The sequence below is a fragment of the Methanosarcina sp. UBA5 genome (assembly GCF_002505485.1).
GTDB lineage: Archaea > Halobacteriota > Methanosarcinia > Methanosarcinales > Methanosarcinaceae > Methanosarcina.
In genome coordinates, this window is the sequence record NZ_DAVG01000076.1 from 16,109 (window position 1) to 31,209 (window position 15,101).

Below are 15,101 nucleotides of genomic sequence, written 5' to 3' on the forward strand. Positions count from 1 at the left end.
TTTTCCAATTTATAAACTAAATTATATATTAATACATATTCTATAATTATAAAGAAAAACTTGAAATTAAAGAAATATAACGCCCATAAATATAGGTAAAGATTACATATTGTAGTTCATAGTGTGATTAACCAGAAAGCCACTAAGACTCCAAAAATAAAAAATTGTATAAATTTTGGGAACTTCGTCTTTATAGATTTAATAAATCACCCACTACCTTTTGGCCCTGAACTTTGCATCATTTTTTCAATTTGAAGGATTATTTGCTTTTAGAGTATAAAATCCAGTCTTGTTCAATCGTCACTTTTATGTAGTTTGTTTTAGTTACAGTACCACTCTCCGCATCATTTAATACAGTAAATTTGACGGTATAACTCCTGTTTTGGAATATTTATGCGTTGGTTCTTGGTTGTTGAAGTGGCTCTTTTTCCAAAAGTCTAGTTCCATGAAGTTGGAGATCCGGTACTTTTGTTATAAATTGTACCTTTAGTGGGAGCATTTTCTGAAGTAGGAGACGCAGAAAATGCAGCACCCGGTTTTTCAATCAATTTTAATAACCTCCACTGCTCTTTAGCCTTGACCTTTTATCATTTTTTCAATTTAAGGAGTTATTTGCTTTTAGAGTATAGGCCCGGTCTTGTATTCGTTGTCACTTTTATGTAATTTGTTTTTGTTTTCGTACTGCTGCCTGCCGCATTTGATACTGTCAGCTTTACCGTATAGTTTCCTTCCTGTAAATACTGATGTTTTGGACTTTGCTCTGTGGAATTTATCCCGTCTCCAAAAGTCCATTTCCATTCAGTAGGAATTCCTGTACTTTTATCAGTAAAGGTAACAGTTAATGGAGCTTTTCCTGAGGTTGGAGATGCTGAAAAAGCAGCAACGTGAGCGTTTAATTCCTTTGCGACAATGTAGTCCTTTATTGTTCTCGTGTTTGTTCCAGCTGCATTCTTCACTGTTAAGCTGAAAGTATATTTTCCTTCTTTATTGTGTGTGTGCAGGGCTCTTTGCTGTTGAAGATTTCCCATCCCAGCAGCAAGCTAACAGGGTATTCGAATGAAATGAAACAAAGAGGGAACTATATAAATATGGAAATTTCATTATAAAGTATGACTTTTTTTCTTGAAAAGCAATGTGAAACAAGAAGTGGACTAGCGCCTGAATACTTAATTCCCTGGTACATAATTGGAATAACTGCAATTATCTGCGCAGCGACTCTGGTTTTGATCGCTTTTCTTGGACCCATTGGTCAGGAAACAATACAGTATAGAACCTCTCAATCTTGCGTATGGCAGATCGCAGGGCAGGATCTTACAAACCTGGTACTGATCGCACCGATACTGCTAATTGGTGGAATTCTATGTCTGGCCAGAAGGGCCAGCTCGAAATACTTGTTAATACTTACACCGATAACATTAATGTACACAGGGCTTTCTATGGGAATCGGCCAGGAATGGAGCAATTTGGCCTACAGCGGCAATGTTGAGGACTACTGGTGGCTTTTCGGAATCCTTGTAATAGGCGGGCTCATCCTGCTTATAGGTAGCCTATCCATGTTTACCGAAGCAGATGTTCCTGACTTCAAACCCAGAGGGCTGCGAATCTACGTATGTCTAATGACCGTATTTTTCCTGCTCTTTGCAGCGATGTGGATATTTGAAATCCAGCAAGTTACAGATACTGGAGATACTCCCAACGGTTCATACAAATCGGCTCCAACTGCATTCTGGGCCATCAGGTATCTTGACCTTGGAATCAGTATTCCTTTAGGTTTTCTAGCGCTATTCCTGATGCTATCAAAGCCAAAAAAGGCATATTCAATACTGCTTCTGTTCTTTGGGTTCTTCATTACCATTGGAACCTCTGTAGACATGATAGGAATAGTCCAAGTCTTGAATGGGGATACGGAGGTGGCAAAAGAGGGACTCTTTATATTCCCAATAATCACATTATTCTCCTATGGAGGCCTCTTCTATCTTGTTAAAGATAAAATTCATAGAGGTATTGTTAAAAGCTCAGATAACCAATAAGGACTCATGAAAAAGTAATAAGTCTCGAATATAGTAACGATAATATTTTTAATATAATTTTAGAAAGAATTCAATGAATAAGTCCTATACTTTTGACATTTACTTAATCTTCTTCTGTTATTTTCACTGGTTTTTAACATATTCAAAGGTCCAGAGCGGAGTTCCTTCTATTTCTCCCTTTTCAAGATGTTCGATCTCATGAGCTGCGCTATATGCCGGCGTACCTTTCAGCTGTATGTGTTTTTTCTTTAACTCCCTGAGTGTTATTTTCCTGATATTTGGATTTACCTCTGCAAATATTATCTTTTTTGCATGCAGGGTTATTATGTAGGGTCTTTCAACCAGTTCTCTTTCTTCTTTTGTCCCGCACTTTTCCAGCCTTCGTATGATTCCTTCTTCAGCTATGACTTTGGGGTCGATAAAGAAGTATATCTTTTCCAGAGTATAGCCTGTTTTGCTTTCTTCGCCGTAATAAGTAATCACATCTTTTACTGCCATACTTTTTGTATCTTCTGAAGCATAACTCCAAGAGCCTCCCGACTTCAATGAAAGCAGAAAAGGAAGAAAGAGATCTTCTTGAATTCCAAAACTGGAAATTATATGCCTTTCCAAGGCTGAAAACTTGAAGATTGCTCGAATTTCTTCAACATCCATACTCGCATCCCCACTATCATTTATATCTAAAATTGGTTAAATTCCTTTTTGCTTTTTACTTCATAATTTATGTTTAACGACTAAAAATCTCTAGAGAGCAGAGGGCTCTAAAAAGTCATTACAAGTAAATTTCTAGTTACCGTTATATGTATCACAAAATTAGTACATATAACTATAAATTTATATAATCTACAAATTTATGTAATGATGTTACACTGACTTTTATCATGGATTTTGGAACTGAATCGAATGAATGCGAATAAAACTTATGCTTTGCTCATAGATAAGTGAGAGAATGAATAAAAGACATATTTATATCTCAAATAATAAAATTCGTATTCCTGCTATCCTGTGGGGAAAGCAGAGTGAAAAGCTCTTGATTGAAGTTCATGGTAATCTTTCTAATAAAGAGGACACTGTAATTTCCATGATGGCACAAAAGGCCGTTGAAAAAGGTTACCAAGCGTTAAGCTTTGACCTGCCTATGCACGGTGAACGTGTAGATGAGGAATATGCTTGTGTTCCCGAAAATTGTGTAAGTGATTTGACCGCTGTTTACGAATATGCAAAGTCGCTTGCGCCTGAAATTCATTTGTTTGCATGTAGTATTGGAGCCTATTTCAGTCTGCTTTCCTATCATGACTTTAACATAAAACAAAGTTTATTTCTCTCGCCCATCGTCAATATGGAGTGCATTATAAGCAACATGATGGAAGGTTTCCAAGTAAGTGAAGAAAGGCTAAAAGCAGAGCATGAAATCCGGTTGCCGATTGGACAGACATTGGAATGGAACTATTATTGCTATGTGAGAGAAAATCCTATCTGTTTTGAATGGAAAGCGCCTATTGCCATTTTGTATGGCTCTGACGATAATCTGTCTGAATGGGACGAGATTTCAGCATTTGCAGCGAGGTATCACTCAAAAGTTAAAATCCTGGAGCATGGAGAGCATTACTTTCATACGGAAGAGCAATTGCAGGTATTTGATAGATGGGCAGATGAAAATCTGCTGTAAAACTTGATAGTATACTGCAAACAGAGAGGTATCTAGCTATTATCCTTTGCTCGTACAGTTATCGAATTAATGAAGTTCCACAGATAGAGAAATAAAGAAAAGTAATAAATGCTGGTAAATATATCTGCTCCTAACAGGATTTGATATGATGGCTCACATTATCGTTGATCAGGATCGCTGCACAGGATGCGGCCTTTGTGTAAAGATGTGCTCTTCAGGTATTATCGGTCTGGCTGATGAGTCAAATCTCCCTCAGGCGCAGGATGAATACGTTTCTCGCTGTTTCTACTGCGGGCATTGTGAGGCTTTCTGCCCGTCTCAGGCGCTCACCCTTAATCTCCTACCGGATGAAAAAATTACCCTACCTTCAGATGCAGGTAACATTTCTCCTGAAGATGTGGCTTTCTACCTCAAAAAACGCAGGTCTGTAAGGCATTTTACCAGGGAACCCGTGCCAAAGGAGAAAATTCTTGAAGTCCTTGATATTTCTCGCTACGCCGCGTCTGGAGGCAACGATCAGCCAGTGCAATGGCTGGTAATCCGTGACCCTGAAGAAGTACGGAAAATTGCCTGCCTCACAATCGAATGGATGAAAACCCTGCTGAACACTGACCACCCTATGAGCGACTTCTTGCCGATATTTATTTCTGCATGGGAGCAGGGAATTGATGTTATCTGCCGGGGCGCCCCGCACTTGCTCTTCGCCCACATACCTGAGAATAACCCGATTGCGCCTACTGATGCTATCATCGCCCTCACACATTTTGATATCGCCGCGCCGGCGTTCGGAATAGGGACCTGCTGGGCAGGCTTTGTTGCTGCAGCTGCTATGTCCTATGAACCTCTCCAGAAGGAACTAAACCTGCCCATAGGAAGGAAAACGGCCTATGCAATGATGTTCGGCTACCCGCAGTACAAAGTGTATGGAATCCCTCGCAGAAAGCCTCTTGAAGTTATGTGGAAGTAAAGTTTTGAGGGACGACAATCACTATGATTAAATTGCCGTTCTCTTGGGAATTCCTTGAAAGAGCGGCAGCGCTACTATTTTGCTGAAGTCACGGCCCAGACCAGAAATAGAAAATTATCACATGGATAATAACCGCTGCCGATTGACTATTACTGCCAGTTTTAAAACTGATCATTGAAAGCATTAAGAGTTCATAAGTCTTTTATTAAATACCTGTTTTATCAACGTCCGTCAAACCTTATAATAAACCCTGTCTTTGATTTTCTTTCAAATCCAGCGTTCTCATAAAACGGTATAGCTTCTTTTCTTCCTGTAAGGAGCATAATTTTGTAACAGCCTTTTTCTCTGGCTATCTCCTGTGCCTTTTTTAAAAGTCTTGTTCCAATTCCCCTTTTTCTATAATCTGGATGTGTCACAACACTCTCAATAATGGCATAAGGACTTGCACTCCTTGTCAGGTTCTTGATAACAATCAATACACAGGATGATACCAGTTTTCCGTCTACTTCAGCCACAAGGTAGTTCTGCCCTGGGTCTTCTAATATTTCCTGCCATAGTTTTTTGAGTTCAGCATTCTCTACAAGATCTGGATCATCCTTGTTCAGGTATTTATAGAGATCCAGCAGTTCTCTCAATTCATGTTTTTGAATATAGCGAATAATTTCACTCATAATCAGTTCCTCTTCCTCAAATACTCCGGAGCTTGCGGAGTTTTATGCATCATGCCGTAAGACCTGCCTGACGGGTAGTACTCAGCACCGAGTTGAATTTTCCCTGCCGTTTTTTCATCTGTCATATATTCAATAAATGCAAGTGCCAAATCAATGCCTGCAGAAATGCCTGCCGAGGTCCAGATATTTCCATCCCTTACAATCCTGTCCTCTACTACCTCTACATCACCCAGGTCTCGCAGCTTCTGAAGGGAAGCCCAGTGTGTAGTAGCTCGTCGGTTTGAGAGCAAGCCTGCTCTGTGGAGAAGAAATGTGCCAGTACAGACCGAAAGCACAGCTTTACAATGTTTTGCCTGCTCGACAATGAATTGAATCATCGAGGGATTCTCCACTTCTCTCTGTGTGCCTTCGCCACCAGGCACAAGGAGGAAGTCCAGTTGAGGACAGTCCGCGAAAGTGACGTGAGGATTTACGGACATTCCCTTGTTACAGATCACGGGCCCGGGATTTTCGGCAACCATAAGGCATTTTTCAGGTCCCTGGGCAAATTTGCTCCAGAGTGATATTATTTCCCACGGGCCGACAAGGTCCAACTCTTCGAGTCCTGGGAAGATCAAAAATCCGAAATTCATGTTAGAAAGTTTATGGATTTTTGGTAAATATTTTTTCCTTGGCAGAGCTTGAATATGATTACACATTTGAGTGTATTGAAAGATGTGATGTATATACAGAACAGATTGTGAGGATTAATGAGGAGACTAGGAGGTGTGTTGAGAAGTATGACCATCAGTACTGTGTAATGGGTCATACCTACATGCCTGAAATAGATAATTTTTAATAAATTATGGAGGTTTTGTTGGTTCTTACTAGAAATAAAGAACTATCTTAAGATTTAGTAATATATAACTTCCTTATAATCCTTGTTTTTAAGTTTGTAAGAATTGAAAATAATTTTAAAGGAACGTACAGTGTTATAATCTTTTAGATAAAAAGATAAAGCTTTATAAAGCTTTAAATTTTCGTCGCGTTTTTTATTAAATTCTTTGAAAATAAGTGTGCTTATAAGTTAATTTCTCCTGTAATTTTTTACTACGTGTACTCCAGGATAAAACTAAAAAAAACAGGAGGAAAGTATGAAAAAGAATGGAAAGCCTATATGGAAAATAGCAATATCTGTTTTCACCGTAATAATGATATTGACTTTATTGTCTGAAGGAGCCTATGCAAAATGTATTGTAATCCCAACTCCTCTCGGTTCAGGAACTCCACCAGCGACAGCCCGGATATCCTGCTGCGGGAATAATCGTATTGATTATACAGCGGTAGCCATTTCAGATGACCCACGAATAGTAAAATATAAGGATCTATCAAAAGGTAAAGAGACATATATCAGATGGGACTTTGGAGATGGAACCTATCTCGAAGGAACAAAAATTACTTCATCACTAAAAAATCCGGTGCATAAATATTCAAAAACTGGTTTTTATATTACATGTGCAACTATCAAGCATAAAGGTTGTACTAAGAAGTTGTGGGTTCATAAGAATGTTGTTATTAAATAATTTGAAAAAATTAAATATTTACTTACCATTTACAGTTTTTATAAGCAGTGCTTTTATATTGAGCTGATCCCAAAACTCAAAATTACTTATCTGAATCCTGTATTCTGAATAATCAATAAAGTTTCAGATCACGAAAAATAACTCATGAAATACGAATTTAAAAATTCCATAAATTGGAAATAAAATTGGTTTTGGGATGAGCTCAGTAATATATTTTTGATTTTGCTCAAAATCGCAATAAACTAACGCTAAATTAATTTAACTGTGTGTCTCTTACTGTTTTTGCACTTACCCTTTTGTCGAAATGGACAAGTGTATTCCTATAATCTCTGCAATAATTATCCCAAACAAATATTCTCAAAAAGTTCCTCATTTTTAGCATCCAACTTTACAAACCATCTTTTGAGGAGTCTAAGACCCGAAGACTCCACAGACCTGAAATGATTCCCAAAATATGTTTCACAACCTATATTATATTATTAATATAGTATAGGCAATATTTTTATTAAGTTTATTATAAAGAATTAGTAATTTGTTCATGCGTTATTAGGTGGTTGATGTTTTGTCTTAAAGTACTTTTACTTAATTGCATCTGCTTTCTAAGCTTGCCTGCATACAGGAAATTGAGCGTACACAAAACAGAAATGAGAGCGGAATGCAAATGTATAAATCCTCTGAGAAATATCAACTGACTATTAGTGAACCACCCACATTAATAATCAAGAGTTTTACAGAATTTGGAATCCCCATAGTGTATACGATAATTTTATTATTTTTATTTCATATTTATCTTTTTAAGAAACATAAAAGATAATATCGTACTGTGAAGTATGTATAGGCTGATTTCCTGATGGACTTCGGAGCATAATGTAAATTTCTCTCAGACCCCATAGACTACACAGAACCTAAAATAGTTAATAATATAGTTATTTCCTGTAAAATACTGTATTTTAACTTTAATATGTTTATTTCAATGATTTAAGTGGTAGTGTGCCGATTTTCTGTAAAATCGCAAATTTCAAGACGTTATTGAATAGAAAATTCCCTATTGGAAGGTCAATTTTTTCCATTGTACTAAGGTCAATTTTCTCCATTGTACTATTTTCTCCATTGTACTTAAAAACTTGACTTCAAATTTACAGCAAATTCGAGATACTGCCGATTTCTCCGTGGAAAGTCACTTTCCTAAAGGTTGTTATGATCAATCTTGCAGGTATCAGGAACACAGAGGTTAGCCTAAAAACTAGAGAAATAGCAAGATTTTCACCTAAAATGTAGTTATTTTCTAGATGAAAATACTTTTTTAGGCTTTAATTTCAAAAAAAGAGGATTGGCAGGCCGACAAATGGAGGGGTATTGTTGGAGGTGTTAATAATTAATTGGGGAAGTTAAAGGAGGAAAATTTTTTCTTCTAACAAGTAGATCGGTCGACCCGCCGGATTTACATAGAATCAAAAGTATAAAAAACTATTGATAATTATTATTCAGTAACTATCTTACTGACAATTTTACATCCAATAGTGTAGTTATCGGCAGCAACCTAGATATTTTATAGTCTACGGGAGCGGACAAAAATAAGAAAAAAAGAAAAGCTTCTTTAGCCCAAAAATTCCTTAAATACATCCCTTTTCTTTGGAGCAACTTTCTTCTTTGCAGGGTTTTCAAAAGTATTATATCCATCAGCCTGTACCTGCGGTTCTTTTTGCTCTCTTTATCTTTCATTAAGTGTTCATTTAAGGTAAATACATTTAAGGTAAATATGCACTCAGGAATTAGTTTAGGAATTAGTTTAGAGAACGAAACCTTATTGGAGGCTTGGATAACTAATTTTGGGTAGTGTTTAAAATAGTGTAGTTTGCCTGTATCTTTTTTCCTTGTCTAAGTGCTTTTCCTTCTGAGAGTAATTTATAATGTCCATGAGTCTATCAATAAAACCGATTTGTTCTTTTCGTATTTTTTTCTTAGCTAGCTCAATATCAAACCAGCCTGCTTTGTCTACCTCGGGATATTCCTGTACTTTCCCGGAGTTTTTTGGCCACTCAAGCTTAAATGTATTACTTACAACATTTATTATATCCAGGTCTTTTTCAAAAGCCCATATATGCACTATCTTCTTGCTAGATTGGTTTAACTCTCCCAGATCAATAAACTCGCCGTCAACTTCAAAACCTGTTTCTTCTTTAAACTCTCTCTTTGCCGTGTCCAGGGGATTTTCATGCCCTTCGGGTAGCCCTTTGGGTATTGACCACACTCCATGGTCTTTTTTTGCCCAAATTGGCCCACCTGGATGAACCAGCATTACTTCAAGCTTCTCATTCTTGAACCTGAATAAAAGAATGCCATTACTATAAACACTCACTCTTCTACTTCCTCTCCAAATCTGAACCAAAAATCAGTAAATCGAAGAAAGAACATGCACAGTTATTGTTTTGTCTTTCTTCTAAATATAACTGCTCCGAGCACTACTGCAAACACCCAGACAGAGCTTATAAAAGGAATTCTTTTTGATTCCGGAGTAGAACTGGAATTTTGTTCTTGCTTGCTCGCCGTTTCTGTATCATTTGATATTCCGGTATCATTTGCCTTATTATCAGTTTGATTAATTGTACTCAGCAACTCCTTCAGAGTAGTATTTTCCACAAATCCTATAGCTTTCCCATCATCAGTTAATGTGAATTTGCCTTCAAAAAAATCTGTAACTATGAAGTGTTCAGGACCGACATCCTTTGTAGCCGGATTATCATCTTTGCTAAGATAAAGCAAAACCTTTTCGCCAGTTTTGAAGCTCGGTTCAGCATCTGAGGTCATGCTAACATTTCCAATTGTCCCAACAGTTGATCTAACAATAACCTCTTTGGACGATAATGGGTTTTTGAGATACTCATCCACACCTATAACAATGTCAGTATAAATGGTGTCGTTAAGACGGTCGATTTCAGTAAGTGGTTTATTCGGTTGTTTTCCGTCCATGGTATTCCATTTAGGTGGAAGTATTTCTTTGACGGTACCTATTACAATTGTATCTGAGTAATTACTTAACTCTTCATGGGTATAGTGTATGAAGTTTACATCCATGCCGAAAGTTATAGGTTCGTCACTTTTGTTTGTAGGTGTTATATTATCCTGTAAGGAATTGTTTTCGAGTTTCATATTATCGTTTGAAGGATCGGACAGTGCTAAAGCATTTAATGTCAGCAAAGAAAAAGCTCCAAGCAAAAAAAGTCCATATTTTAGAATAATTCTCATGGTTTCGCCTCGGCGTTTGGAGTTAAAATAGGGTTTACTAATACATTATAAATACATTAACAACTTTTAGATAAATAATTATATGTTTGCCTAATTAAAAACCTTGCACATTCCCTCAAGAGATCAACTTCAGACCGGCCTGTAAAGCCAAGAAAAAATAAATCTCCTGAGAGATTATTTAATGGCTGTGCCTTTAAAAAAAGTGTAACAAAACGTGCCTTCTTTCCCGGCCGTCCGGTAAAGGTCACTAATGCCTTTATTCCACGCTTTTTCATCGATCATCTTTAATTCCAGCGCCTGCTTCTTGACACCCTCGACCATCGCAGTGAAAGTATTTTTCGTAAATCCCTCTACAAGGTCAGGCTTACTTGAATCAACATATACCATTCTGGGGGAGACACTCACGTTTTTGAAACCAGCTCGATTCAATAGCGGGTAGATTTCTCTACCTATGAGGGAATTACCTCCCAAAAGTTCCTGGATATCGATCAGGCACTTTATTGCTTGCATAGCTTCATCGCTCCTGGGGTAGAAATAGCTTGAACCATGATCTCCCTCTATGACAGTTATCGTGCCCTCTTTTTTGAGTACCCTTTTCACCGACAATAAGGCGTCAAGAGGATTTTCGAGGTGTTCAAGTACAAAGCATATAAAAATATGATCAAAAGTCTCGTCTTCATAGGGTAGATCGAAGATATTTGCCACCTGAAAATCAATATTCTCCAACCCCTCTTTTTCAGCCAATTGTCTTGCTTTTTCAACTGATTCACCTGAAATATCAATTGATGTGATGCTGGCATCAGGGCTGTTTCTGCCCAGTATGACCGTCTGTGCGCCCACACCGCAGCCGGCCTCAAGCACTTTGCTTTCCGGAGGATATATAGTATCGTGATGCAATAGCTCAGTGAGTGTGTTTGCCTGATCATGGAGTCGAGAATTTTCTCTATTAGAATATCCGTGTACGTAATCCATCTTATCAACCGAATTCCATAATTGCTTTTCCGATGCTAATCTGTCCTTTGATGTATTTATGTGTACAGGAATTTAGTGCTAAACAAGCATTTTTTATAACTGTTCTATTTTTCTAAATATTTGGGAGTTTGACCAAACGTGAAAAAATATTAGAATGATATACTCAAATTTAAAAATATATAACATTCTCTTGCATTCTTTCTCTTCGAAATGAAGATGCAACCCAAAATTAAAAGGAGGAAGAAATATAGCTAACAAATCTACGGATGTATGCCCTTATCAGATAGCCTGGACCCTTGACAACCGGGTTCGCAGACTTTTGCAAAACCCTTATAAAATCGTTGGCAAATATATCAAAGAAGGCCAGGTTGTTATGGATCTGGGCTGCGGGCCGGGTTTCTTTTCTCTGGCAATGGCAAAGCTGGTGGGTGAAAAAGGAAAGGTCATTTCAGTGGATATTCAGGATGAGATGCTTCAGATGGTAAAGCGCAAAAGTGAGCGTGAAGGACTTAGTTCTCGTATCGTTCTTCATAAAGCCCAACCTGAAAAATTGGGCATCACCGAGATGGTGGATTTTACCCTGGCTTTTTATATGGTCCATGAAGTACAGGATAAAAAGAGTTTTTTGAGCGAGGTTTCTTCCCATCTTAAACCTGATGGCAGGTTTTTGATTGTTGAGCCTAAATTCCATGTCTCAAAATCCAACTTTGACAGCACTCTGGAAATTGCCCGATCCGCAGGTCTGGAACAGATCTCTGAACCTAAGTTTTCCTTCGATAGAGCAGTACTTTTGAAGCTTGTTTCCGGAAAAAAGGCCTGATGCTTCAATATGCAGATGGCTGATCTCAGATCTTTTTCAGGTATACGTTGAGAGTTTGTTGTTTTTAAGGGACGAGCTCTTGGCCTATTTCAAAAAATGGCTAGCCGATATTTATAATGTCTACTCTCTTTATGCTGAAGCACTATGTCTTCTTAAAGTTCAGTTAGGAGTAAAACTTAGGTCTAAAATTTAGATTTCATTAGTAATTGCATTTTTCATTATATGTTTTAACAGAATGAGGAGTTTCGAGAATTAGTCTTCTAGCTTTTAGATTGATAACCATAAAACCGGCATAAATGACTGTAAAATCATAAATCTTTTTTTCGTATCGTGGAAGATACTTACAGTGTGTTATCGTATAAATTATCTGTGCAATGCTTCGAAAAATCAACAATCAGAGAACAATTATAGGCTTGAAAAAGACGATAATATTTTTCTGTGCACCTTTAATTAATAATCCGCAACATTCATATTTTGAGAAGACTTTCTAAATATTCAATGTAAGATTAGGGCTTATTTGTTACAGTCGGTTCTTGGGGTGATAAAATAGTTAAACATACTGAATATAATTTCTTTCAAATTTTTCTTATTTTAATTCTATTTTTACAGGTATCAAATGTGGCAAAAGCAGCATCACCTGCAGAACAATGGAACAGGTCTTTTGGTGGAGATAAAGAAGATAGCTCCTGGTGTATTCAACAGACTTCAGACGGTGGGTATATAGTGGCAGGTATAACAGCTTCATACGGCAAAGGTACAGAAGGTTATCCGGACGCCTGGCTTATCAAAATTAATAATAATGGGAATCTGCAGTGGAATAAAACTTATGGGGGAACGTATTTTGATGAGGGTTACTTTACCCGACAAACCTCAGATGGAAGTTATGTGTTATCAGGTTACACATTTCCTTCGGGTTATGCTGAGCCTTGGCTGATCAAGACAGACAAAAAAGGAAAAGAGATGTGGAATAAAGTATCTGATAATATTACTCAAGGGGATTATCTTCAGTATAAGGCTGAACGTACTTCTGATGGCGGATACATAATTGCAGATATAGTTGAGTATGAAATCGGAGAGGATGATGGTTTGCTTCTAGTTGATTATGATATTATAATAACTAAATATGATATGAGTGGCAATCAGCAGTGGAGCAATACCTTTGGCAAAAATAATAGTCTTGAGACATTAAACTCTCTGTTAGATCCTGTTAAGCAGACTTCTGATAATGGATACGTAATTGCCAGCACAACCAAATCAAATGACTCAACTAGTTATGATATATGGCTTATAAAAACCGATGAACATGGTCGTGAGCAGTGGAACAAGACCTTTGGCGGACCTATGGATGATTCTGCGTTCTCTATTTCATTGACTTCAGACAATGGTTATGTGTTAGCCGGAATGTATAATGATTCCTGGGCTTTTGAGACTGACGGTGATGCTTTTATACTTAAAACGGACGTTGACGGTAATCAAGAATGGATGAAAATATTCTCAAATTGCACGCTATATTCAGTTCAACAGACTTCAGATGGTGGATATGTAGCTGCAGGCGTTAAAAATAGGAATGCATGGTTAGTTAAGTTGGCGGGCGATGGAGAAGACGCTATGTATGAAGCTGGAAAAGATACTGAATCTAAGGATGGCAAGGATATCGAATCTGAGGATGGCAAGGATACTGAACCTGAAAATGGAGAAAGTATTGGATCTGGGAATATGTCAGACAGCCTCTCTGCCCAAATAAGATATTATATTTGCGATATCTTCAAGGGAGTTTTCCAGTGGGACTACTATAATACTTAAACGGGAACTTTTCTTGAGAAGATTACATTCATGCTTCTAGTGCAGTGTTGCAGGCTCCAAATCTTTTACAATCCCTGAGGCGCTCTGCGTATTCTCCTTTTTCTGTTATTCCAAACAAATTTTGGAGTATTTCGATCCATCGAGAGCGGACTTCTTTGCAATCAATGCTAGGAAGAATAAGAACCCGCATTCAATTAATAACAATACTAAAAATTCATGCATTTTGTTTAAATGTTTTAGTCAAACCTTATTTTAACTCCATATGCCGAGAAAAGATCACTTTGCTATACAAAAATAGCTATGCTACTTTATTTCTTGCTTGTTTTCTATTATTAAAGTGTCCTTAATAAGAATTGCTTAGCTATAACGTAACTTTTTTAAATTAATAATTAAGTAAAAAAGCATATATAGTAATACATACGATAAATAATGTAATATTTATGAACGAAGTTAAACTATCTGGTGGGTGATATGATAGAAATAGAACTTATGAGGATAGGGGTCTCTCTTCCCGACACTCTTCTGAGTAAATTTGATGAAATCGTTGAGAAAAGAGGTTATTCTTCCCGCTCGGAAGGCGTGAGAGATGCTATCAGGAATTATATTTCTCATTACGAATGGATAAATGACGTTAAAGGCGATCGTACAGGAACAATTGCGGTTATCTATGATAACACGAGAAAAGGCCTTTCAAATGTTTTAATAAATATCCAGCACAATTATTCTCACCTGATAAGATCTTCAATGCATGTTTACCTTGATCGTGAAAATTGTTTTGAACTAATTTTTCTCAATGGAAAAGGTGAAGATATAACGGAACTTGCTGAATCCATAATAGCCTTGAAAGGAGTTAAATTCTCAAAACTTACAACCATATCTTTAAATAAATAATTATATAAATAAACATAGCCTTCCTTTTTAAGAGGCTCCTGCCTGGATGAATTTATAAATTATTGACATACTGAATAAAATAGGGAATTTTTAATTTTAATTTGAACGCGAAAACACCTGAAATTCCCCACCTGCTGCACATACAGGTGAAGAATTCAGGAGTTGTGCTTTCAATTCACAGATTTAGGAGGCTTTTCTATTTTTGTCTGTTTGTCTGTTCGCTTAGACATAGATGAATATGATGAACTTATATTTAATACTTTTCGTTATTTTTATCATATTTAATGTTATTATATCAACCATATGTATTACCAATATAAGGTCAACATCAAGAAAAAAGTATCTTAACTTTTATAGTAGCTGAAAAGTATGAAGTCAATAAGAAAGAAACTTTCATAACCCCTTTAAGCAACACTATAACCTGATTAAAAACGACCTTCCTCTTTATAGTTTGAAACCTGACCAAGTAT

General features: G+C 37.0%; 16 protein-coding genes. 8 read left to right on the plus strand and 8 right to left on the minus strand.

The annotated features are described in order from the left end of the window. Window positions 1-608 precede the first annotated feature (608 nt). Window positions 609-1,028, minus strand: a complete 420-nt coding sequence (locus tag BP621_RS07345) for a PKD domain-containing protein (protein ID WP_292388841.1) — start codon at window positions 1,026-1,028, stop codon at window positions 609-611. Window positions 1,029-1,109: 81 nt separating this feature from the next. On the opposite strand from BP621_RS07345, the gene BP621_RS07350 reads away from it, so the two are divergent. Further along, a complete protein-coding gene (locus BP621_RS07350; RefSeq protein ID WP_292388842.1) occupies window positions 1,110-2,030 on the plus strand; it encodes a hypothetical protein in 921 nt (306 codons plus the stop codon). Window positions 2,031-2,153: 123 nt separating this feature from the next. On the opposite strand, the gene BP621_RS07355 is transcribed toward BP621_RS07350, so the two are convergent. Further along, complete coding sequence (locus BP621_RS07355) at window positions 2,154-2,684, minus strand: RimK/LysX family protein (RefSeq protein WP_292388844.1); 531 nt, start codon at window positions 2,682-2,684, stop codon at window positions 2,154-2,156. Between the two features lie 295 nt (window positions 2,685-2,979). Between BP621_RS07355 and BP621_RS07360 the strand changes: the two genes are divergently transcribed. Beyond that, entirely contained in the window at window positions 2,980-3,699 is a 720-nt protein-coding gene (locus BP621_RS07360; protein ID WP_292388845.1) for an alpha/beta hydrolase, read from the plus strand. A 145-nt stretch (window positions 3,700-3,844) separates the two neighbouring features. After that, complete coding sequence (locus BP621_RS07365) at window positions 3,845-4,666, plus strand: nitroreductase family protein (RefSeq protein WP_292388847.1); 822 nt, start codon at window positions 3,845-3,847, stop codon at window positions 4,664-4,666. A gap of 221 nt (window positions 4,667-4,887) precedes the next feature. Here BP621_RS07365 and BP621_RS07370 read toward each other — a convergent pair whose 3' ends face one another. Continuing rightward, window positions 4,888-5,337: a GNAT family N-acetyltransferase gene (locus BP621_RS07370; protein WP_292388848.1), complete on the minus strand. Its 450-nt coding sequence runs from the start codon at window positions 5,335-5,337 to the stop codon at window positions 4,888-4,890. 2 nt (window positions 5,338-5,339) lie between these two features. Beyond that, window positions 5,340-5,954, minus strand: coding sequence for a DJ-1/PfpI family protein (locus BP621_RS07375; protein ID WP_292388849.1), 615 nt, complete (start codon window positions 5,952-5,954; stop codon window positions 5,340-5,342). A 53-nt stretch (window positions 5,955-6,007) separates the two neighbouring features. On the opposite strand from BP621_RS07375, the gene BP621_RS07380 reads away from it, so the two are divergent. Continuing rightward, window positions 6,008-6,175, plus strand: coding sequence for a hypothetical protein (locus BP621_RS07380; RefSeq protein WP_292388850.1), 168 nt, complete (start codon window positions 6,008-6,010; stop codon window positions 6,173-6,175). Between the two features lie 295 nt (window positions 6,176-6,470). Beyond that, window positions 6,471-6,899 (plus strand): PKD domain-containing protein, encoded by a 429-nt coding sequence (locus BP621_RS07385; protein WP_292388851.1) that lies wholly within the window; start codon window positions 6,471-6,473, stop codon window positions 6,897-6,899. 1,840 nt (window positions 6,900-8,739) lie between these two features. On the opposite strand, the gene BP621_RS07390 is transcribed toward BP621_RS07385, so the two are convergent. The 3 genes from BP621_RS07390 to BP621_RS07400 all read right to left on the minus strand — a co-directional run bounded on the left by BP621_RS07390 (window position 8,740) and on the right by BP621_RS07400 (window position 11,117). Next, entirely contained in the window at window positions 8,740-9,258 is a 519-nt protein-coding gene (locus BP621_RS07390) for an NUDIX domain-containing protein (RefSeq protein WP_292388852.1), read from the minus strand. A 62-nt stretch (window positions 9,259-9,320) separates the two neighbouring features. Continuing rightward, a complete protein-coding gene (locus tag BP621_RS07395) occupies window positions 9,321-10,145 on the minus strand; it encodes a hypothetical protein (protein ID WP_292388854.1) in 825 nt (274 codons plus the stop codon). Window positions 10,146-10,319: 174 nt separating this feature from the next. Next, a complete protein-coding gene (locus BP621_RS07400; protein ID WP_292388855.1) occupies window positions 10,320-11,117 on the minus strand; it encodes a class I SAM-dependent methyltransferase in 798 nt (265 codons plus the stop codon). A 319-nt stretch (window positions 11,118-11,436) separates the two neighbouring features. Here BP621_RS07400 and BP621_RS07405 point away from each other — a divergent pair, with 319 nt between their 5' ends. Both BP621_RS07405 and BP621_RS07410 read left to right on the plus strand, forming a co-directional pair. Beyond that, a complete protein-coding gene (locus BP621_RS07405; protein ID WP_349682055.1) occupies window positions 11,437-11,937 on the plus strand; it encodes a class I SAM-dependent methyltransferase in 501 nt (166 codons plus the stop codon). 618 nt (window positions 11,938-12,555) lie between these two features. Continuing rightward, entirely contained in the window at window positions 12,556-13,740 is a 1,185-nt protein-coding gene (locus BP621_RS07410; protein WP_292388857.1) for a hypothetical protein, read from the plus strand. A gap of 28 nt (window positions 13,741-13,768) precedes the next feature. On the opposite strand, the gene BP621_RS07415 is transcribed toward BP621_RS07410, so the two are convergent. Next, on the minus strand, window positions 13,769-13,930 hold the full coding sequence (locus tag BP621_RS07415) for a hypothetical protein (RefSeq protein ID WP_292388858.1): 162 nt from the start codon (window positions 13,928-13,930) through the stop codon (window positions 13,769-13,771). A gap of 284 nt (window positions 13,931-14,214) precedes the next feature. Between BP621_RS07415 and nikR the strand changes: the two genes are divergently transcribed. Next, a complete protein-coding gene (gene nikR, locus BP621_RS07420; RefSeq protein WP_292388963.1) occupies window positions 14,215-14,631 on the plus strand; it encodes a nickel-responsive transcriptional regulator NikR in 417 nt (138 codons plus the stop codon). Window positions 14,632-15,101 lie beyond the last annotated feature (470 nt).